General features: G+C 39.9%; 16 protein-coding genes and 2 pseudogenes. 14 read left to right on the top strand and 4 right to left on the bottom strand.

Annotation, left to right across the window (positions count from 1 at the left end; genetic code table 11):
* The first annotated feature begins 29 nt into the window (after nt 1-29).
* The 5 genes and pseudogenes from ACXYSN_RS05755 to ACXYSN_RS05735 form a co-directional block, all read left to right on the top strand.
* Nucleotides 30-482 (top strand): YhcH/YjgK/YiaL family protein, encoded by a 453-nt coding sequence (locus tag ACXYSN_RS05755; RefSeq protein ID WP_458636448.1) that lies wholly within the window; start codon nt 30-32, stop codon nt 480-482.
* Nucleotides 483-502: 20 nt separating this feature from the next.
* A complete protein-coding gene (locus ACXYSN_RS05750; RefSeq protein WP_006150885.1) occupies nt 503-1,153 on the top strand; it encodes a DUF624 domain-containing protein in 651 nt (216 codons plus the stop codon).
* A gap of 164 nt (nt 1,154-1,317) precedes the next feature.
* A complete protein-coding gene (locus ACXYSN_RS05745; protein ID WP_458636447.1) occupies nt 1,318-2,235 on the top strand; it encodes a dihydrodipicolinate synthase family protein in 918 nt (305 codons plus the stop codon).
* A gap of 15 nt (nt 2,236-2,250) precedes the next feature.
* Nucleotides 2,251-3,135, top strand: coding sequence for an ROK family protein (locus ACXYSN_RS05740; protein ID WP_458636446.1), 885 nt, complete (start codon nt 2,251-2,253; stop codon nt 3,133-3,135).
* A 194-nt stretch (nt 3,136-3,329) separates the two neighbouring features.
* Nucleotides 3,330-5,450, top strand: a pseudogene (locus ACXYSN_RS05735) (alpha-L-fucosidase); the annotation flags it as partial.
* A gap of 96 nt (nt 5,451-5,546) precedes the next feature.
* Here the strand turns inward: ACXYSN_RS05735 and ACXYSN_RS05730 are convergent.
* The gene (locus ACXYSN_RS05730) at nt 5,547-6,389 is read right to left on the bottom strand and encodes a MurR/RpiR family transcriptional regulator (protein WP_458636445.1); all 843 of its coding nucleotides are present in this window, start codon (nt 6,387-6,389) and stop codon (nt 5,547-5,549) included.
* Nucleotides 6,390-6,582: 193 nt separating this feature from the next.
* Between ACXYSN_RS05730 and pbp2b the strand changes: the two genes are divergently transcribed.
* The 9 genes and pseudogenes from pbp2b to ACXYSN_RS05685 form a co-directional block, all read left to right on the top strand.
* A complete protein-coding gene (pbp2b, locus tag ACXYSN_RS05725) occupies nt 6,583-8,625 on the top strand; it encodes a penicillin-binding protein PBP2B (RefSeq protein WP_458636444.1) in 2,043 nt (680 codons plus the stop codon).
* Nucleotides 8,626-8,635: 10 nt separating this feature from the next.
* A complete protein-coding gene (recR, locus tag ACXYSN_RS05720) occupies nt 8,636-9,232 on the top strand; it encodes a recombination mediator RecR (protein ID WP_006152788.1) in 597 nt (198 codons plus the stop codon).
* Nucleotides 9,233-9,397: 165 nt separating this feature from the next.
* A complete protein-coding gene (locus ACXYSN_RS05715; protein ID WP_441348848.1) occupies nt 9,398-10,441 on the top strand; it encodes a D-alanine--D-alanine ligase in 1,044 nt (347 codons plus the stop codon).
* Nucleotides 10,442-10,494: 53 nt separating this feature from the next.
* Nucleotides 10,495-11,862, top strand: a complete 1,368-nt coding sequence (locus tag ACXYSN_RS05710; protein WP_458636443.1) for a UDP-N-acetylmuramoyl-tripeptide--D-alanyl-D-alanine ligase — start codon at nt 10,495-10,497, stop codon at nt 11,860-11,862.
* Nucleotides 11,863-12,008: 146 nt separating this feature from the next.
* Entirely contained in the window at nt 12,009-12,716 is a 708-nt protein-coding gene (locus ACXYSN_RS05705) for a YwaF family protein (protein ID WP_458636442.1), read from the top strand.
* 159 nt (nt 12,717-12,875) lie between these two features.
* Nucleotides 12,876-13,322 carry a 50S ribosomal protein L13 gene (rplM, locus tag ACXYSN_RS05700; protein WP_001044622.1) on the top strand — a complete coding sequence of 149 codons (447 nt, stop codon included), beginning with the start codon at nt 12,876-12,878 and terminating at the stop codon, nt 13,320-13,322.
* 18 nt (nt 13,323-13,340) lie between these two features.
* Nucleotides 13,341-13,733, top strand: a complete 393-nt coding sequence (rpsI, locus tag ACXYSN_RS05695; RefSeq protein WP_000075973.1) for a 30S ribosomal protein S9 — start codon at nt 13,341-13,343, stop codon at nt 13,731-13,733.
* A gap of 345 nt (nt 13,734-14,078) precedes the next feature.
* Complete coding sequence (locus ACXYSN_RS05690; RefSeq protein WP_458636618.1) at nt 14,079-14,294, top strand: hypothetical protein; 216 nt, start codon at nt 14,079-14,081, stop codon at nt 14,292-14,294.
* 1 nt (nt 14,295) lies between these two features.
* A pseudogene (locus ACXYSN_RS05685) lies at nt 14,296-14,679 on the top strand (transposase); the annotation flags it as partial.
* Between the two features lie 120 nt (nt 14,680-14,799).
* Here ACXYSN_RS05685 and gshAB read toward each other — a convergent pair.
* From gshAB to ACXYSN_RS05670, 3 genes are all read right to left on the bottom strand, one after another.
* On the bottom strand, nt 14,800-17,064 hold the full coding sequence (gene gshAB / locus ACXYSN_RS05680; protein ID WP_458636441.1) for a bifunctional glutamate--cysteine ligase GshA/glutathione synthetase GshB: 2,265 nt from the start codon (nt 17,062-17,064) through the stop codon (nt 14,800-14,802).
* Nucleotides 17,065-17,392: 328 nt separating this feature from the next.
* The gene (locus tag ACXYSN_RS05675; protein ID WP_062004529.1) at nt 17,393-19,669 is read right to left on the bottom strand and encodes an ATP-binding cassette domain-containing protein; all 2,277 of its coding nucleotides are present in this window, start codon (nt 19,667-19,669) and stop codon (nt 17,393-17,395) included.
* The gene (locus tag ACXYSN_RS05670; protein WP_458636440.1) at nt 19,669-19,971 is read right to left on the bottom strand and encodes a hypothetical protein; all 303 of its coding nucleotides are present in this window, start codon (nt 19,969-19,971) and stop codon (nt 19,669-19,671) included. Before ACXYSN_RS05670 ends, ACXYSN_RS05675 begins: the two co-directional genes overlap by 1 nt.
* Nucleotides 19,972-20,957: the final 986 nt, after the last annotated feature.

Raw genomic sequence — 20,957 nt, 5'->3', positions numbered from 1 at the left:
AATAAGCATCAGAAGTAAAGGAAATTACTATGATTTTTGATGATTTAAAAAACATTAGCTTTTACAAGGGAATTCACCCAAATCTGGACAAGGCTATTGATTATCTCTATGAGCATCGTAAAGATAACTTTGAATTAGGGAAATACGAGATTGATGGGGATAAAGTTTTCCTAGTTGTACAAGAAAATGTTCTCAATAAAGAAGAAAATGATCGCTTTGAGCATCATAAAAACTATGCAGATTTGCATTTGTTAGTTGAAGGACATGAGTATTCTAGCTACGGTTCTCATGTCAAAGACGAGGCTGTAGCCTTTGATGAAGCCAGTGATATTGGCTTTGTTCATTGTCACGAACAATACCCACTTTTGTTGGGATATCACAATTTTGCAGTTTTCTTCCCAGGAGAACCTCATCAGCCTAACGGTTATGCAGGTATGGAAGATACAGTTCGCAAATACTTATTTAAAATTTTAATCGATTAGTCAGTTAGGAGGAGCAAACAATGGCACATAAAGGATCAGGATTGATAAAAGCGGCATTCGATACGGATAACTTTCTTATGCGATTTTGTGAGAAGGTTTTAGATATCGTGACGGTTAATCTGCTCTTTGTTGTGTCTTGTTTGCCTATTGTGACGATCGGTGTTGCAAAAATCAGTCTCTATCAGACAATCTTCGAAGTTAAGAGTAGTCGTCGTGTTCCTGTTTTTAAAACTTATATGAGAGCCTTTAAGCAAAATTTGAAATTAGGTCTCCAGTTAGGTTTGTTGGAACTAGGAATTTTTCTAATTAGTGTAGTTGACTTGTCTCTATTCTGGGGGCAAACAGGCCTAGGCTTCCAGCTCATTAAGGCCATTTGCTTGGGGATTTTGATATTTTTAACCCTAGTTATGTTGGCTAGCTATCCTATTGCAGCGCGTTATGACTTGACTTGGAAAGAAGCACTCCAAAAGGGCTTGCTCTTAGTTAGCTTTAATTTCGTGTGGTTCTTCTTGATGCTTGCGATTATTTTATTAATCATTATGCTTCTATATCTATCAGGCTTTACTCTAGTGCTCGGTGGATCAGCATTTCTACTCTTTGGCTTTGGTCTTCTTGCCTTTTGCCAGGCTGGATTAATGGAAAAATTGTTTGCTAAATATCAAGCAGATTGAAAATGATATGAAACTACTTTCAAACAAGAAAAGCTACGGGAGATGAATAGAAATTAAAATCTAAGTGGCTTGGATGTATTGAAAGCGCTTTTTACAAGGTGTATACTAAAATAGTAAAAAATCATCTGCTCAGAGCAGAAAATAAGAAATCTTAGGAGAAATCTATGTCAGATTTAAAAAAATATGAAGGTGTTATTCCTGCCTTCTACGCATGTTATGATGATGAGGGAGAAGTAAGCCCAGAACGAACTCGTGCTTTGGTGCAATACTTTATTGATAAAGGTGTTCAAGGACTTTATGTCAACGGTTCTTCAGGTGAATGTATCTACCAAAGTGTAGCAGACCGCAAGTTGATCTTGGAAGAAGTCATGGCTGTTGCTAAAGGTAAATTGACCATCATTGCTCACGTGGCTTGCAACAATACCAAAGACAGTATCGAGCTTGCTCGCCATGCTGAAAGTTTGGGAGTAGATGCTATCGCAACAATCCCACCAATTTACTTCCGTTTGCCTGAGTACTCAGTAGCAAAATACTGGAACGACATCAGTGCAGCAGCACCAAATACAGACTATGTTATCTATAACATTCCTCAATTGGCAGGAGTTGCTTTGACTCCAAGCCTTTATACAGAAATGTTGAAGAACCCACGTGTGATCGGTGTTAAAAACTCATCAATGCCAGTTCAAGATATCCAAACTTTTGTTAGTCTTGGTGGCGAAGATCATATCGTCTTTAATGGTCCAGACGAACAATTCCTTGGTGGACGTCTCATGGGTGCTAAAGCTGGTATCGGTGGTACTTATGGTGCTATGCCAGAACTCTTCTTGAAACTCAACCAATTGATTGCGGAAAAAGACCTAGAAACAGCGCGTGAATTGCAATATGCAATCAACGCTATCATTGGAAAATTGACTGCTGCACATGGAAACATGTACGGTGTTATCAAAGAAGTCTTGAAAATCAATGAAGGGCTTAATATCGGATCAGTTCGTTCTCCACTTACACCAGTGACCGAAGAAGATCGTCCAGTTGTTGAAGCAGCTGCTCAATTGATTCGTGAAACTAAGGAGCGTTTCCTCTAATCAATAGGAGGCTTTATGACTAATTACGTTGCAATTGATATTGGTGGAACTAATATCAAATATGGTTTGATTGACCAAGATGGACAACTGGTAGAGTCTCACGAAGTAGCAACTGAGGCTCATAAGGGCGGTCCACATATCTTACAGAAAACAAAAGATATCGTAGCTAGCTATCTAGAAAAAGGACCAGTGTCAGGTGTAGCCATTTCCTCAGCGGGAATGGTTGATCCTGATAAGGGTGAGATTTTCTACGCTGGTCCACAGATTCCAAATTATGCTGGAACCCAATTTAAAAAGGAAATTGAAGCTAGCTTTAATATTCCTTGTGAAATTGAAAATGATGTTAACTGTGCAGGCCTTGCTGAAGCTGTCTCTGGTTCAGGAAAGGGTGCAAGTATTACCCTTTGTTTGACAATTGGAACAGGTATCGGTGGTTGCTTAATCATTGATGGCCAAGTTTTTCATGGCTTTAGTAATTCTGCCTGTGAAGTTGGTTATCTGCACATGCAGGATGGAGCTTTCCAGGATTTAGCATCTACGACAGCTCTTGTTAAGTATGTAGCAGACGCACATGGAGATGAAGTGGAACAGTGGAACGGTCGTAGAATTTTCAAAGAAGCTACCGAAGGCAATAAACTCTGTATGGAGGGGATTGACCGTATGGTAGATTATCTGGGCAAAGGTTTAGCGAATATTTGTTATGTGGTTAATCCAGAAGTTGTCATCCTTGGCGGTGGCATCATGGGGCAAGAAGCAATTTTGAAACCTAAAATCCGTAAGGCTTTGAAAGATGCCCTCGTTCCAAGCTTGGCAGACAAGACACAACTTGAATTTGCCCACCATCAGAATACTGCCGGTATGCTCGGTGCTTATTATCATTTTAGAACAAAACATTCCTAAATTGGCTTTGCCAATTTAGGTTTTTTACATAAAAGCAAAGAGTAACTTGCTTACTAATGTCAAGGAATCTTGCATTTTTGACTTCGATATAGTATATTTAAGTTAATTCAAATATATGCTAGTAACACTAACAGATATGAACTAAAGGAAAGCAATCATTGACCTATAATCAACAAGAAAAATATAAAAATAAAGTAAGCTCCCCTGAGGATCAAGAAACAGAGATCGCAACTTACGGTCCACTGCCAAGTAAGGCCCAATTGGACTACCATAAAGAAGAATTGGCTGCCTTCATCCACTATGGTATGAATACATATACCAACTCTGAGTGGGGAAATGGTAGAGAAAATCCTGAGTACTTTAATCCAACAAATCTTGATACAGATCAGTGGATTAAAACATTGAAGGATGCCGGATTCAAACGAACTATCATGGTTGTCAAACACCATGACGGATTTGTCATCTATCCTTCTCAATATACAAAACATACTGTAGCTGCTAGTCCATGGAAAAATGGTAAAGGTGACCTTCTCGAAGAAATCTCAAAATCAGCAACTAAGTATGACATGAATATGGGTGTGTATCTATCACCTTGGGATGCAAACAATCCAAACTATCACGTGAATACTGAAAAAGAGTACAACGAATACTACCTCAACCAACTCAAGGAAATCCTTGGTAATCCTAAATACGGAAATAACGGAAAGTTCATTGAAGTATGGATGGATGGTGCGCGTGGTAGCGGAGCTCAAAAAGTAACTTATACCTTTGATGAGTGGTTCAAGTACATCAAGGAAGCTGAAGGAGATATCGTTATCTTCTCTGCTCAACCAACAAGTGTTCGATGGATCGGTAATGAACGTGGTATCGCCGGAGATCCAGTTTGGCATAAGGTCAAGAAAGCTAAAATCACTGATGATGTGAAGAATGAATATCTCAACCATGGAGATCCAGAAGGAGATATGTACTCAGTTGGTGAAGCAGACGTTTCTATCCGCTCAGGTTGGTTCTACCATGACAATCAAGAACCAAAATCAATCAAATATTTGATGGATATCTACTTCAAGTCTGTTGGTCGTGGAACGCCACTTCTCCTCAATATTCCACCTAATAAAGAAGGTAAATTCGCAGAAGCAGACGTCGCTCGCTTGCAAGAATTCCGAGCAACATTGGATCAAATGTATGCGACTGACTTCGCTAATGGTGCAACAGTTACTGCAAGCTCTACTCGTAAGAATCACTTGTATCAAGCAAGCCACCTAACAGATGGTAAGGATGATACCAGCTGGGCGCCAGCAAATGATGCTAAAACGGGTGAATTTACTGTCGATCTTGGTCAAAAGAGACGCTTTGACGTAGTTGAACTCAAAGAAGATATTGCTAAAGGTCAACGTATCTCAGGATTCAAGGTTGAAGTTGAACTCAATGGTCGTTGGTTACCATACGGTGAGGGCTCAACTGTTGGTTATCGTCGTCTGATCCAAGGTCAGCCAGTAGAAGCACAAAAGATTCGCGTAACCATTACTGGTGCGCAAGCAACTCCTATCTTGACAAACTTCTCTGTCTATAAGACACCAAGCAGTATCGAGAAAACAGATGGATATCCACTTGGATTGGATTACCATTCAAACACAACAGCCGATAAAGAAAATACAACTTGGTATGACGAATCTGAAGGTATCCGCGGAACATCTATGTGGACAAACCAAAAAGATGCAAGAGTAACCTACCGTTTCAACGGAACTAAGGTTTATGTCGTATCTACAGTGGATCCAAACCACGGTGAAATGTCAGTTTACGTAGATGGTCAGAAGGTTGCAGACGTGCAAACCAATAATGTAGCTCGTAAACGTAGCCAGATGGTTTATGAAACAGATGATTTGGCTCCAGGTGAACATACCATCAAACTTGTCAATAAAACTGGCGAAGCCATTGCAACTGAAGGTATTTACACCCTCAACAATGCCGGCAAGGGTATGTTTGAGATGAAAGAAACAACCTATGAAGTTCAAAAAGGTCAACCGGTTACTGTAACCATCAAACGTGTTGGTGGAAGTAAGGGTGTAGCAACAGTCCATGTTGTAACAGAGCCAGGAACTGGGGTTCACGGTAAGGTTTACAAGGATACAACAGCTGACCTAACCTTCCAGGATGGTGAAACAGAGAAAACAATCACGATTCCAACGATTGACTTTACAGAGCAAGCTGATTCCATCTTTGATTTCAAGGTGAAAATGACTAGCGTTTCTGATAATGCTCTTCTTGGATTCGCTTCAGAAGCAACGATTCGAGTGATGAAAGCAGAATTACTTTAGGAAAAATTATCGACTATAGATAAATATCCATTGAACTCTTATGTAAGTAATTTTGAGTGATAAAAAATCCTAAATTGTTTTAACAATTTAGGATTTTTACTTTCTGCGATTTCTACGATAACCATTCAATTTTTTGTTTTCCCAATAGCTATTAAAGATTTTTTCTTTGCTTTCGCGATCAATTTCTAAGAAATAAGCATAGAGTAAATCCACTAAAATGAGCATTGGCAATTGAGCAGAGATTCGTTGGATATAAGAAGCCTGGTTCTGGCTCGCTACCAATATAGTCTCTGTAAATGCTTGGGTATCCTTGTTGGGAGAACTTGTAAAGAGAACGGTCTTGGCTCCCATATCTTGAGCATCTAATAAACTATCGATGATAGATGGTGTTGTTCCTGAGAGGGAAAAACCAAAGACCAAACATTTTTCATCAATGATACTTGTCGTCCAGGCAAAACCGTCTGAATCTGTTAAGGCTTCACAGACCACACCCAATCTCATGAAACGTAACTTCATCTCGCGTGCAACTAAACCAGAGCTTCCAGTTCCAAAAAAATACACGCGTTCTGATTGTTCAATCATCTGAGCGACACGTTCCAACTGTTCATCGTCAATCAATCCTTGAGAAACATCTCGTAGGTTTGCATAGCTTCTGAGAACTCTCTGAGTCAAGGGATTCATATCCTGTTGAGGAGTGGAAAGAGTGTCTTTTTGTTGTTGATATTTAAAGATGAACTCACGATAACCCTTAAAACCACATTTCTTAGCAAAACGAGTGAGTGCTGCCTGGGAAATATGAAGTTTTTGAGTAACTTGTTGTGAGGATAGGTCATCATTTATCGTATCTGCCTGCAGAAAATAGTGGGCAATTTCTTGCTCTAAATCGGTCATTTCTTCAAAGTGAAGATCAATGATCGTAGAGATATCTTGCTTATTCATGGGACTCCTTTTATAGATATTTGCTAGAATTCCTTTGATGAATCTAACAAATAAAAATAGCGCTTACCACCATTATATCATAGAAAATAATTTTTGGGCCAAAAAGGAAAAGTCTTTTCTTTTTCCATAATTTTCTCCCTAAATTATGGTACAATGAAAAGTAAGATTTTGATTAGAAATGAGATTGATTTGTATGAGAAAATTCAATAGCCACTCGATACCGATACGGCTTAATTTGTTGTTTGCAATCGTCATTTTGCTCTTTTTAGCAATTATTGGTCGTTTGCTTTATATGCAAGTTCTTCATAAGGATTTTTACGAAAACAAACTAGCTTCTGCTAGTCAAACTCGTGTAACTATGGGTTCTGCTCGTGGAGAAATCTATGACGCGGCAGGAAAGCCTTTGGTTCAAAATACCGTTAAGCAAGTTGTTTCCTTCACACGAAGCAACAAGATGACTGCAGCTGATCTAAAAGACATTTCTAAAAAATTGTTGGACTACGTAACAGTTACTTCTCCAGAGTTGACTGACCGTCAAATGGCTGATTACTATTTGGCTGATACTGAAGTTTATAAGAAGACAGTCGAAGCTCTTCCAAAAGATAAACGGTATGATTCAGATGGCAATCAACTTTCTGAGTCTGAACTCTATAATAATGCTGCTGAGAGTATTGCAGCGAATCAGCTGAATTATTCTGATGATGAAAAGAAGGCAATCTACCTCTTTAGCCAACTCAATTCAGTAGAAAATTTTGCGACAGGGAATATCCAAACCGATCCTTTGACGGATACGCAGGTAGCTCTGATTGCATCTGCTTCTAAGAAATTGCCAGGTATTTCTATCTCTACTTCATGGGATCGAAAGGTTTTAGAAACCTCACTTTCATCTATTGTTGGAACTGTTTCTAGTGAAAAATCCGGACTTCCAGCAGAAGAAGTGGATGCGTATTTGAAAAAAGGTTACTCGCTCAATGACCGTGTCGGGACTTCTTACCTTGAAAAACAATACGAAGAAGTCTTGCAAGGGAAACGGACGATCAAGGAAATCCATTTGGACAAGCACGGAGACATGGAGAGCGTAGAGAATATCGAAGAAGGTAGCAAGGGTAAAAACATCAAATTAACCATTGATTTGACCTTCCAAGATAGTGTTGATAGCCTCTTGAAGAGTTATTTCAATTCTGAACTTGCAAATGGTGGTGCTAAATACTCAGAAGGCGTTTATGCAGTAGCCCTTAATCCTAAGACAGGTGCTGTATTGGCAATGTCAGGGATGAAGCATAATCTGGAGACTGGTGAATTGACACCAGACTCACTAGGGACAGTGACCAATGTTTTTGTACCAGGATCTGTCGTTAAGGCAGCAACCATCAGTTCTGGTTGGGAAAATGGAGTTTTAAAAGGGAACCAGACCTTGACAGACCAACCAATCGTTTTTCAAGGATCCGCAGCTATCAATTCGTGGTATACCCCTTATTACGGTTCTTTTCCAGTTACAGCCGTTGAGGCTCTAGAATATTCATCTAATGCCTACATGGTTCAAACTGCGCTAGGAATGATGGGTCAGACCTATCAACCAAATATGACAGTCAAAACCAACCAACTGGATTCTGCTATGGGTAAACTTCGTGCTACCTTTGGAGAGTATGGACTAGGAGTTTCTACTGAGATTGACTTGCCAGATGAATCGACAGGATTTATCCCCCAAAAATTTGACTTGGCTAATTATTTAACTAATGCTTTTGGCCAGTTTGATAACTACACACCGATGCAATTAGCCCAGTACGTTGCAACTATTGCTAACAATGGTGTTCGTCTGGCTCCACATATTGTCGAGGGAATATACGACAACAATGATAAGGGTGGCCTTGGGGAATTGATCCAAGCAATAGATACCAAGGAAATCAACAAGGTCAATATTTCTGAATCAGATATGGCAATCTTGCACCAAGGATTTTACCAAGTATCGCATGGAACTAGTCCCCTAACGACAGGACGGGCGTTTTCAGATGGCGCCACTGTTTCTATCAGTGGTAAGACCGGTACAGCTGAAAGCTATGTAGCTGGTGGTCAAGAAGCTAATAATACCAATGCCGTGGCCTATGCTCCAACAGAAAATCCTCAAATTGCAGTTGCAGTAGTCTTTCCTCATAATACCAATTTAACCAAAAATGTTGGGCCAGCAATTGCTCGCGACATTATCAATTTATATAACCAACACCATCCAATGAATTAGAAAGGAAACCATGCTTTACCCAACACCTATTGCTAAGTTAATTGACAGCTATTCTAAACTTCCAGGGATCGGGATTAAGACAGCAACCCGACTGGCCTTTTATACCATTGGGATGTCGGATGACGACGTCAATGAATTTGCAAAAAATCTTCTTGCAGCCAAGCGAGAATTGACCTATTGCTCGATTTGTGGACGGTTAACAGATGAGGACCCTTGTTCTATCTGTACAGACCCTAGCCGAGATCAGTCTACGATTCTGGTTCTGGAGGATAGTCGCGATGTCGCTGCCATGGAAAATATTCAAGAATACCACGGTCTTTACCATGTCTTACACGGCTTAATTTCACCTATGAATGGGATTAGCCCAGATGACATCAATCTCAAGAGTCTCATGACACGTCTCATGGATAGCGAAGTTTCTGAGGTCATCGTAGCGACCAATGCGACTGCTGATGGTGAGGCGACTTCCATGTATATCTCACGACTTCTCAAACCCGCAGGAATCAAGGTTACTCGTCTAGCACGAGGTCTAGCAGTCGGAGCTGATATCGAATATGCGGACGAAGTAACGCTCCTAAGAGCCATCGAAAATCGTACAGAACTCTAGTCTGTGAGGATATAGAACAGGCAATTAACTAATAGATAAGATTTTAAGAAACATAGAGGCTGGATTTATTTTTAATCCAGTCTCTTTTTTGCTATTCAAGTTTAAAAAAAGAGACAAATGTGATATACTAAAGAGCAAGTATTCTAGTAGAAACAGGACAATCATATGAAACAAACAATAATTTTATTATATGGTGGACGCAGTGCAGAACGTGAAGTGTCTGTATTGTCGGCTGAGAGTGTGATGCGTGCGGTTAACTATGATCGTTTCGCAGTCAAAACCTTCTTTATCAGCCAGTCCGGTGATTTCATCAAAACCCAAGAATTTACCCAAACTCCTGGACAAGATGAACGTCTCATGACCAATGCAACTATTGATTGGGACAAGAAAATTGCTCCAAGTGCTATCTACGAAGAAGGAGCCGTTGTCTTTCCAGTTCTTCATGGACCTATGGGAGAAGATGGTTCCGTTCAAGGTTTCTTAGAAGTCTTGAAAATGCCTTATGTCGGTTGTAACATCTTATCTTCAAGTCTTGCCATGGATAAGATTACTACCAAACGTGTTTTGGAGTCTGCTGGGATTGCCCAAGTTCCTTACGTAGCGATTGTTGAAGGGGATGACTTGGCCTCTAAGATTGCAGAAGTCGAAGAAAAATTAACCTACCCAGTTTTTACCAAACCATCCAATATGGGTTCTAGTGTTGGTATTTCTAAGTCTGAAACTAAAGAGGAACTCCATCAAGCTCTAGAACTTGCCTTCAAGTATGATAGCCGTGTCTTGGTAGAGCAAGGAGTCAATGCACGTGAAATCGAAGTTGGTCTCTTAGGAAACTACGATGTCAAGAGCACGCTTCCAGGTGAAGTTGTCAAAGATGTAGCCTTCTATGACTATGAAGCAAAATACATCGATAATAAGATTACGATGGATATTCCAGCTAAGATTAGCGATGATGTGGTATCGGTAATGCGCAAGAATGCCGAAACTGCCTTCCGTGCTATTGGTGGACTTGGTCTCTCACGTTGTGACTTTTTCTATACAGATAAGGGAGAAGTTTTCCTAAACGAGCTTAACACCATGCCAGGATTTACTCAATGGTCTATGTATCCCTTACTTTGGGACAATATGGGAATTTCTTATCCAGAATTAATTGAACGTTTAGTTGATCTTGCTAAGGAAAGTTTTGACAAGCGTGAAGCGCACCTATTGTAAAGACAGACATAAGGGCGGGGAAGGACTCCTTGCCCCTTTTTAAAGGAGTAAACATGAAACTTACGATTCACGAAGTTGCGCGTGCCGTCGATGCAAAAAATGATGTGACAGGATATGCGGATAGCCCGCTAGTCAAGGCTGAGTTTGATAGTCGTTTGATTGGGCCTGGAGATTTATTTGTGCCACTAAAGGGGGCGCGTGATGGTCATGACTTTATAGAGACAGCTTTTGAAAATGGCGCTGTTGTAACCCTGTCAGAAAAGGAAGTAGAAGGTCATCCTTACATTTTAGTAGATGATGTCTTGACAGCCTTTCAAGCACTTGCGGCTTATTACCTTCAAAAGACAGGTGTCGATGTCTTTGCTGTTACAGGTTCAAATGGGAAGACTACTACCAAGGATATGTTGGCTCATTTGCTTTCTACAAGTTACAAAACCTACAAAACGCAAGGAAACTACAATAACGAGATTGGCCTTCCCTACACGGTTCTTCATATGCCAGATGATACTGAGAAGTTAGTCTTGGAAATGGGACAGGATCACCTAGGAGACATCCATCTCTTATCTGAACTAGCTCATCCGAAGACAGCTATTGTGACCTTGGTAGGAGAAGCTCATTTGGCCTTCTTCAAGGACCGTTCAGAGATTGCCAAAGGGAAATTGCAAATCGCTGATGGGATGGGAAAGGGTGCCTTGCTCTTGGCACCAGCTGATCCCATTGTTGAGGATTATCTACCAGCTGACCAAAAAGTAGTTCGTTTTGGTCCAGGTGCAGAACTCGAAATTACAGAATTGATTGAGCGTAAGGATAGCTTGACTTTCAAGGCTAATTTCTTGGAGCAGGCTCTCGACTTGCCAGTAACTGGTAAGTACAATGCGACCAATGCCATGATTGCATCTTATGTAGCTCTTCAAGAAGGAGTGACTGAGAAGCAAATTCATCAAGCCTTCCAAAACCTAGAATTGACCCGCAATCGTACCGAGTGGAAAAAGGCTGCCAACGGAGCGGATATCTTGTCAGATGTATACAATGCCAATCCGACTGCTATGAAGCTCATCCTCGAAACATTTTCAGCTATTCCAGCAAATGAAGGTGGTAAGAAAATCGCAGTTCTGGCAGATATGAAAGAACTTGGAGATCAGTCTGTTCAACTTCATAATCAGATGATTTTGAGCATTTCACCAGATGTTCTTGATACTGTTATTTTCTATGGTGAAGACATTGCTGAATTGGCTCAATTAGCCAGTCAAATGTTCCCAATTGGCCATGTTTACTACTTCAAGAAAACAGCAGATGAAGACCAGTTTGAAGCCATGGTCAAGCAGGTCAAGGAAAGTCTTGGTGCACATGACCAAATTCTACTTAAAGGTTCCAACTCTATGAACCTGGCTAAATTAGTAGAAAGTTTGCAAGAAGACTAATGGTCTTCTATTAAGGAAAAATTTTTAAGAGTTAATTTGTCTCGAAGAATAAGCTTCTTTGGGACACAAAAATATAAGAAATAAATGTAAGCTAGGCTCTATGGAGATAAGTAAGAGGTGGCTTATATGAAAATGAGGAAAATTATATGAATGTTTGGGATGCTTTATTTAGCACGCAGCCGACAGAGCCACCCCGATTTGATCTTCTTTGGTATGGAAGTCTATTTACATTATTAGCATTGACAGTATTTCTTGCTTATCGTTATGGGGAGAAGAAAGCTTGTCAGCGCTTTTTCCAGATTTTACAGGCGACACAGTTAATCCTTCTTTACGGTTGGTATTTGGTTAATCATATGCCTCTAACTGAAAGTCTACCCTTTTATCATTGTCGCTTGGCTATGTTTGTAGTGCTGTTGACTCCTGGTGTTTCTAAAGTTAAGCAGTATTTTGCTGTACTGGGAACCTTTGGACCTTTGGCGGCCTTTATTTATCCAGTTCCAGATCCCTATCCCTTCCCCCACATTGCTATCCTATCCTTTATTTTCGGACATTTAGCCCTTCTTGGAAATTCCTTGATTTATCTTTTGAAGGACTACGATGCTAATTTGTTGGACTTCAAACGAATCCTAATCATCACATCTTCCCTTAATGCGGTGATCTTTGTGGTTAATCTAATGACGGGTGGAGATTATGGCTTTTTGACTAAACCACCATTGGTTGGAGACCACGGTCGTTTGATCAATTATCTAGTTGTTACGCTGTTCTTGACTTGTGCCATTTACTTAGTCTCTAAGGCTTTTCAGACAATGCTTGAGGAGAAGGGTGAAAGAAGACTACGGATCTGGCAAAAATGAAAAAATATTTTCCCAACCGCTTGACTTTTATCTGAGAATTTTGATACAATAGTAGGCGGTATTGTTTACCCCATTTGTAAGGCCCCGGAACCTTTCAAATAACTTGCGGACCGGAACATCCGCCCTGTAAACAAAAACGACATTCATATAGGAGAAATCATGAACAAAACTACATTCATGGCTAAACCAGGCCAAGTAGAACGCAAATGGTACGTTGTTGATGCAACTGATGTACCTCTTGGACGCCTTTCAGCAGTTGTTGCTAGCGTACTTCGCGGAAAAAACAAACCAACATTCACACCTCACACTGATACAGGTGACTTCGTAATCGTTATCAATGCTGAAAAAGTTAAATTGACTGGTAAAAAAGCATCTGATAAGATCTACTACACTCACTCAAACCACCCAGGTGGATTGAAATCAATCTCTGCTGGTGAACTTCGTTCTAAAAATGCAGTACGTTTGATCGAGAAATCAGTTAAAGGTATGCTTCCACACAATACTCTTGGTCGCGCTCAAGGTATGAAATTGAAAGTATTCGTTGGAGCTGAGCACACTCACGCTGCACAACAACCAGAAGTTCTTGATATTTCAGGACTTATCTAAGGAAAGGAACAATAAAGTATGTCACAAGCACAATATGCAGGTACTGGACGTCGTAAAAACGCTGTTGCACGCGTTCGCCTTGTTCCAGGAACTGGTAAAATCACTGTTAACAAAAAAGATGTTGAAGAGTACATCCCACACGCTGACCTTCGTCTTGTAATCAACCAACCATTCGCAGTTACTTCAACTGTAGGTTCATACGACGTTTTCGTTAACGTTGTAGGTGGTGGATACGCTGGTCAATCAGGAGCTATCCGTCACGGTATCGCTCGTGCCCTTCTTCAAGTAGACCCAGACTTCCGCGATTCATTGAAACGCGCAGGACTTCTTACACGTGACTCACGTAAAGTTGAGCGTAAGAAACCAGGCTTGAAGAAAGCTCGTAAAGCATCACAATTCTCAAAACGTTAATCAATACGATACTATCAACGTTTACAGACATTCAAGAATTTTCTCTTGGATGTCTTTTTTGTATAAAAAATAGTTGTTTTTCGGAAAGTTGATTTATAGTCTCTTTTAAATATAAAATTAAAAAGATGTGCAGGTTGTAATTAACTTGTGCATTTTTTTGTTTAAGGTGAATTCAAAGTATCCTAATATACCATATAGCTGAGAAATAAATCAAAATAGGGAAAAGAAGATATTGACAGAATTCCAGGGGTTGGTATAACAGTCAACTAGATAGTTACAATGATCAACAGGAGATATTCCTGAAGGTGTAATGTAAGATATTAGTGAAAAGATCGGAGAACATACATGGAATATAGTAAACTAGGCTGGGAAGAAGTTAGTAAGTTTGAGGAAATAAAAGGTTATGGACAACATATTTGGCGACATCATGAGAAATATTTTTTTGTTACAGATGAAGGGGGAATAGTTGAACAGAGGATAGTCTATGAATTACCATATAGAACTATTTCAATCACCCTACCAAGTTTTTCTGAGTTACTTGAAAAGTCTAACTTAATTTGAAAATTTAGGCAATAAAGAAATCCTAGACAAGCTTTTGAGCTATTCAGAAGACTTGAAATAGTTCTATAATCTCTATCAGCTCTTGCTTTTTCACTTTCAGAATAAGGAACCAGAGAAATTTTTTGGACTCATTGAAGACAATATAAAGAAGGTTCATTCTCTTTTTCAGACTGTCTTTAAAACATTTCTAAAGGACAAAGGAAAAATCATCAATGCCCTTCAGTTATCCTATTCCAACGCAAAATTGGAAGCGACTAATAATCTCATCAAACTTATCAAACGCAATTCCTTTGGTTTTCGGAACTTTGAAAACTTCAAGAAGCGAATTTTCATCGCTCTGAATATCAAAAAAGAAAGGACGAAATTTGTCCTTTCTCGAGCTTAGCCTTTCTTCAACCCACTACAGTTGACAAAGAGCCGTAGATTTTAGGTATTTACCTTGTCTACTTAAGAGGTATCATATCATCGAGATAAAGGTGATTTGTTTGTTCCTAAGAATTAGGTTTTAGGTTTGACTTGTGGCAACTTCTGGAAAAAGCTTGTCTAGGATTTTTGGAGTGATAGCTTGTCCAGGACCTTCGGCACAGTAGGTGTGCATATACATCGAAGGGTTAAAGTTGAGTTCGATACAAGTGCAATGAGGATTTTCCTTGCTGGCAGGCTGAGTTTTATCTGGAATGATGAGGTCAACCCCACAAGCCCAGGCCCCCATGCTAGTCGCCATGGCTGCGGCCAATTCTTGGTAAGAGGAATCCATTGTCTCGGTGACATCAATAGAGTCACCGCCTGTAGAGATGTTGGAGTTACGACGCAGATTGACCTTTTTTCCTTCTGGGAGAATATCATCAGGTGCATAACCTTGCTGAGTCAACATCAATTGTTCGATGTCTCCTAGCTTAATGATTTCCAGAGGTGAGCGGTGGTCACGGCCTCGCAATGGATTGGCATTTTTCTGAGCGACTAATTCACGAATGGTGTGTTTGCCATCACCGACAACATTAGCAGCGACACGAAGGAGGACAGCCTCACAACGCCCGTCCAGAATGAAGAAACGGTATTCGGTTCCTGGGATAAATTCTTCAACAAGAACAGCTGTATCTTCTGCAAAGGCAATCTCGAGAGCTTTCTTATAGTTATCAAGGCTGGCAGGCTCTTGGAAAATGGAAATGCCCAGACCGAAGTTGGTTGATTTTGGTTTAACCACAATTTGCTTGCCCTTGATAAGAGGATAGTAGGCTAGACCTTGTTCTAGACTGGTAAATTCGTCGCCGGCAGGGACAGGGAAGCCAGCATCAGCCAGGATTTTTTTGGTCACGGTTTTATTAGCCATGGCAAGAGGAACTACATAGTTGTCTTTTGAGGTCATGTTACCATTTTTGACGTACTCAACATGATCTTTATGCCAGAGTTTAAGGAATTGATCCTGCTCATCTAGGATTTCAAAATGAAGCCCTTTTTGAATGGCATCAAAGAGCAGCATCTGGGTAGAAAGTTCCATCTCCTCATAACCCTTAAGGGCATAGTGGGCAGTCCAGTCGTAATCATGATAGGCAAGCGCCTTGTCAAGGGCAAAGTCAGAAAGGGACTTGTCTTTGATATGAGGAAGAAGTTGAGCAGCTAGTGTCTGACTGGAATCTGCAAAGGCATCTTTAACTTGTTTGACCAGACCTTGATGATAGTCACCAAGCCCAAAATGTTGCACCAGTTGGTCTAGAGCTGTCGTAATGTTCTGAGTTTCAGCTTCAGAAGGTAGAGGTTCTAAAGGATGAGAGAGGGCAATTTTTTCATTCAGTGCGTGACCTTGAGCCAGAGCCTGATCAACATTTTCAGGGGCATCCAGCCAGAGGAAGGCTAGAAGGAGTAGGTGTACGGTATCCATGGTAGTTTGGCTAATACCGATACGCTCAAAGGGGTTGAGGTCGAAGTTACGGAATTCTAGGTAGGTGATTCCCTTGTCAAGGAAGGAGCGATTAACCTTTTGTCCACGGAAACGAACAGCCGAGTAAAATTCCTTTTCCGCAATCAAATCACCTTGTTCGATATAGTTTTCGATGGCAGAGACATAGTCTTCTAGGCTTGCAAAAGATACTTGTATTTCTTCCTTATTGACATAACCATGGTCGCTGTTTCGGAAGGAACGCACGAGTTCTGGCACTTCTTGGTCGAAGAAGCCTTGCTCAGCAACAGGTGCAGCACCAAAGAGATAGGTAATCACCCAACGATAGCGCAAATAGTTCTGAGCCAGCTTAAGATAGAGGGCGTTTTTGAAAGCAATTATATCAATCTGGTCACTTTCTTGGAATAGGGCTTCAACCAAATCTTTCCCTAGTTCCATATTATAGTGGATACCTGAGATAGCTTGTAGTTTAGTTCCGTATTTTTCGGCCAGGTAGTTACGATAATGGCGTTCAAATTCATTTTCCAGTTGGGCAACTTGTATTTCTTGGGCGTTGATACGAGGAGGCATGGACAAGGGCCAGAGAAGTTCATCTTTACTGATGGAACGTCCAGCTACATCGGTAATGGCTCCAAGAAATCGACGAGCCTCAGTGGTAGATTTAGCAACTGGTGTGATGAGTTCCATCTGAAACTCACAAAAATCTGTTTGAATATAAGGGTGGAAACTTCGAGCTCCTAGGCAGGAAGGGTGAGGCGTATGTGCTAATTTTCCCTGTCTATCGACACGAAGACTTTCGCGTTCAATTCCAAAGTTAGCTTGAAGGATAGGGCTAGTAGGCTCCAGCTTTTGAAGCAGTTGATTTATAGTCATAGAGTCACCTTTTCATCTAATGTTAGTGATAGTCTATTATAAATAGGAACAAAAAACAAATTTCTGCTACGTATGGCTATGATTTACCAACATTTAACGCAAGTTTGTGAAAAATGAGCAGGTTTTAGAGTTGTTTTTTTCTCTACCTATTTTTCTAAAACTGGGGAAAATCTGATATAATAAGCTTTGTAGGTGTAGAAGTTAATTTTTACAGAAGTTAAGTAAGACAATATACCAAAAGCCTATGAAATCAACGTTTCTAGGCTTTTTTTGTTTTTATAATGTGGTTTTGTCTGATTTTTGTCTGATTAGAAGCAATTGACGTATTTTAACTGAAATTTAAAATTTCTTTCAAATATTTCCCCGTTTGAGACTCTTCACAACTGATAATATCTCTTGGTTTGCCTTCGAATAAAATATACCCCCCATTCTTTCCGCCCTCGGGTCCTAAATCAATTATCCAATCAGCTTGAGCAATAAGTTCTAAGCGATGTTCAATCATCACAACCGTATTCCCTTGATTGACGAGGCGTCTTAGTAAACTAAGCAGTTGTTCAACATCCTTACTATGCAGACCTGTGCTTGGTTCGTCGAGAACAAAGATTTGTCCTGACTCTTGTAACTTACTAGCTAACTTAACCCGTTGCACTTCTCCACCTGACAAGGTACTTGTAGGCTGACCTAAAGTCAGATAATCTAAGCCAACTTCCTTCATGACTGACAGAGATTGACAAATCTTATCGTTCGAAGAAAAAACTGTTAATGCTTCTTCGACAGTTAGATTCAAAATCTCTTCAATTGTGAAATTCTGATAACGATAGCTGAGCGCTTTAGGATTATAACGGTGACCCCCGCACTCCTCACAAACGACCTCAACTGAATCCGCAAAAGCCATGTCATAAACGATTTTTCCAGTTCCCTTGCAAATTGGACAAGCACCTTTTGAATTATAGCTAAACCAACTAGGGGTTACATTGTTGGCTTTGGCAAATAATTTTCGAATTTCATCCATTATTCCTAAGTAAGTTGCTGGTGTGGAACGAATGGAGGTACCAATAGGTTTTTGATTGATGATAATAGCATCTGGGTAATTTTCGATAAATTCGACACCAATCAGAGAGCTCTTCCCTGAACCCGCGACACCCGTTACTGCGGTCAAGATTCCCTTAGGGATTTTTGTATTAACCTGTTTAAGATTATTTGCAGTAGCATCTTTGATGGCAAAATATTCTGTCCAAGCTAGTGGGTCTTGATTCAGTCTAAGTGGTTGATTTAGGGCACGGGTTGTGTAGGTGTCAGCTTTTTGCAACTCTACAAGACTTCCTTGAAAAATTAGCCTACCGCCTTCCCGACCAGCCAATGGTCCCAATTCAATGACTTCATCCGCTAAAGCTAACATTTGTCGGCTATGTTCCACAACCAAAATATTGTTGTGCTTATCTCTTAAATCCAACAAGAGCTGACCGATTTTCTCGGCATCATGAGGGTGCAGACCTGCAGTCGGTTCATCAAAAACGTAGTTGACATTACTTAGGCTGGAACCGATGTGTCGCACCAACTTGACCCGTTGCATCTCACCACCTGATAAGGTTTCTGTCTTCCGAGACAAAGATAAATAACCAATCCCAACCGTCTCCATCCGCTTAATAGCTGACTTGATTTGTGCAACTAATGATTGACCTAAAGGACTATCAACTTCTTCAAGTAAAGGCAAGAGTTCACTGACTGATAAGTTCATATAGTCAACAATATTATGCCCGTTTATCTTAGAAGCTAAGGCCTTGGGGTTTAGTCCTGAGCCTTCACAACTGGCACAAGGTACCTGAATGACAAGAGATAGCACTTCTTCTTGCAATGATTTTTTCAGCTTAGAAATATCCCTTTTCAGATAGAGGCGGTAGAAACGCGGAATGACACCTTCATAGTCAACACGGTCCACACTCCCCGTATTATTAGAACGAAATTCAACCTTGACTATTTCATCGCTTCCTTCTCGCAAAATCTGCCATTCTTCCTCAGAAAAATCAGCTAACTTTTTATCTGCATCAAGTAAAGGATTATTTTTGTAAAGATAAGCCTGCCAGCCACTCGAAAATTGGCTAAAATTAATAGCACCTTCATTCAATGATTTTGTGGTATCAAAAATCTTATCCTCAATTAACTGATAAACCTTCCCAATCCCAGTACAAATAGGACACATCCCTGCAGGATGATTGAAAGAATAAGCCATTGAACCACCCGCACTCGGTTGACCAACCCGTGAAAACAGCAGACGAATAAGCGGAGCAATGTCCATAGCCGTCCCGACTGTTGAACGAGTATTAGTCCTTAAAGCTTTCTGATCGACAACGATAGATGGGGGTAAATTTTTAATTTCGTCTACGTGAGGACGCTCATAGTGAGGTAGCTTGTTCCGTAAAAAGAGAGGATAACTATCCTGCCACTGTCTACTACTTTCTCTTGCTAGCGTATCAAAGACAAGGGAAGACTTCCCCGAACCTGAAACACCTGCAAAAACCACTAGCTTATTCTTAGGAATCGTCACATCAAAGTCTTTTAGATTGTGCTCTTTAGCACCAAAAATTTCAATACTATCTGTTTCCATCAATTATCCTCCATATCGTCAGTTAAAGTTAACAGCTCAGCTTTAGTAAATTCATTCTTCACAAGAGTTAGATATTTTCCTTGAAGTTCAACATATTTTTGCATATCCTCTTGCCCCATGACCCTTATTGCTTCTTTTTCTGCTTCCACCATTTTAGCAACGGTCATCTCTATATAAGTTTTGCCTTTTTCAGTCAAGGACAAATTCTTGCTCTTACGAGAATTTGGTAGTGGTGTCACCCATACATATTTGTCAGCACTCAACTTTTTTATCGAAGAGTGAATGGTTTGTTTTGGGAACATCATCTGTTTAACCAAGTCCTGCTGAGTGATATCACCACTATTTACTAATAAAAATTAACAGACCCACACGCTACTCTCAGATAGCCCAAAATTCTTAGCCATGACACGATAAAGAGATGAGAATTCTTTCTCTTGTACTTATAATTGCTTTATAAAATCTGTTTTCAAAATAATTCCTTACCTCTCTTTTGGTCTGATTCCGGGCTAAATTATATCCTAAAAAAATATCTATGTCAAATAGAAAAGGAGGCAGTATCCTCCTTTCCACACTTAGTTCTTATTATTAATCAATTTTTTCAGCCTTTCTACAGCTCCTCTCATGGTGTCTTTTTGCTTTTTAATCACATGGAGATAGAAACGCTCAATCTCCATGTGATTAAAAAGCGGAAAAGTTAAACCATATGATGAAAATGCAGGAAACAAATTCATGCAGTACATTCCATACTATGCTAAGAGCTATAACGAATAGATTTTGTCTGATTTTTATCTGATTAAAACTAAAGCAAGGTAAAAATCACCCTATTTCATCAACAATTGAAAGAATGAAAAATCCATAAAATCAACGTTTTTGCTCATCACAAATATTGCCAAATCACACATTACGCTTACAGAACTAAACTATTCCCCTATTTAAAAAATATTGATTCAAATTTTATGAAATGAATAAGTAGATATCGTTCTGAAAAGCCTTGATATTACGCTATTTTTAGTCCAACTGAAACCCATACTTTCCAAACCAGGTCTTAAGAAAGCTCGTAAAGCTTCACAATTTAGTAAACGTTCTTCGAAAGAATTACTATACTTACAAAGAGCACCTTTCGGGGTGTTCTTTTTTGTTAAAAAGTAAGACTTATCACAAAATTTTTCTTGAGTTATTTTTTATCGACAACTTTTCTCAAATATATGAAATTCATTTGATATAGAAAAGGACCTATATTTACAATACTTTTCAAAAGCATCTATTAGTTTGACAGTAATCAAAGGAG

The organism is Streptococcus sp. V869, assembly GCF_054353515.1.
Note: the sequence above shows the minus strand (reverse complement) of the source record. Positions and strands in the feature narration are given on the sequence as shown.

What these genes read in the sequence shown, in the direction of transcription:
- ACXYSN_RS05755 (WP_458636448.1), top strand. Translation starts at nt 30, where the DNA reads ATGATTTTTGATGATTTAAAAAACATTAGCTTTTACAAGGGAATTCAC.
- ACXYSN_RS05730 (WP_458636445.1), bottom strand. Translation starts at nt 6,389, where the DNA reads ATGAATAAGCAAGATATCTCTACGATCATTGATCTTCACTTTGAAGAA.
- ACXYSN_RS05675 (WP_062004529.1), bottom strand. Translation starts at nt 19,669, where the DNA reads ATGGAAACAGATAGTATTGAAATTTTTGGTGCTAAAGAGCACAATCTA.
- recR (WP_006152788.1), top strand. Translation starts at nt 8,636, where the DNA reads ATGCTTTACCCAACACCTATTGCTAAGTTAATTGACAGCTATTCTAAA.
- ACXYSN_RS05670 (WP_458636440.1), bottom strand. Translation starts at nt 19,971, where the DNA reads ATGTTCCCAAAACAAACCATTCACTCTTCGATAAAAAAGTTGAGTGCT.
- ACXYSN_RS05710 (WP_458636443.1), top strand. Translation starts at nt 10,495, where the DNA reads ATGAAACTTACGATTCACGAAGTTGCGCGTGCCGTCGATGCAAAAAAT.
- ACXYSN_RS05705 (WP_458636442.1), top strand. Translation starts at nt 12,009, where the DNA reads ATGAATGTTTGGGATGCTTTATTTAGCACGCAGCCGACAGAGCCACCC.
- gshAB (WP_458636441.1), bottom strand. Translation starts at nt 17,064, where the DNA reads ATGACTATAAATCAACTGCTTCAAAAGCTGGAGCCTACTAGCCCTATC.
- pbp2b (WP_458636444.1), top strand. Translation starts at nt 6,583, where the DNA reads ATGAGAAAATTCAATAGCCACTCGATACCGATACGGCTTAATTTGTTG.
- rpsI (WP_000075973.1), top strand. Translation starts at nt 13,341, where the DNA reads ATGTCACAAGCACAATATGCAGGTACTGGACGTCGTAAAAACGCTGTT.
- ACXYSN_RS05750 (WP_006150885.1), top strand. Translation starts at nt 503, where the DNA reads ATGGCACATAAAGGATCAGGATTGATAAAAGCGGCATTCGATACGGAT.
- rplM (WP_001044622.1), top strand. Translation starts at nt 12,876, where the DNA reads ATGAACAAAACTACATTCATGGCTAAACCAGGCCAAGTAGAACGCAAA.
- ACXYSN_RS05690 (WP_458636618.1), top strand. Translation starts at nt 14,079, where the DNA reads ATGGAATATAGTAAACTAGGCTGGGAAGAAGTTAGTAAGTTTGAGGAA.
- ACXYSN_RS05740 (WP_458636446.1), top strand. Translation starts at nt 2,251, where the DNA reads ATGACTAATTACGTTGCAATTGATATTGGTGGAACTAATATCAAATAT.
- ACXYSN_RS05745 (WP_458636447.1), top strand. Translation starts at nt 1,318, where the DNA reads ATGTCAGATTTAAAAAAATATGAAGGTGTTATTCCTGCCTTCTACGCA.
- ACXYSN_RS05715 (WP_441348848.1), top strand. Translation starts at nt 9,398, where the DNA reads ATGAAACAAACAATAATTTTATTATATGGTGGACGCAGTGCAGAACGT.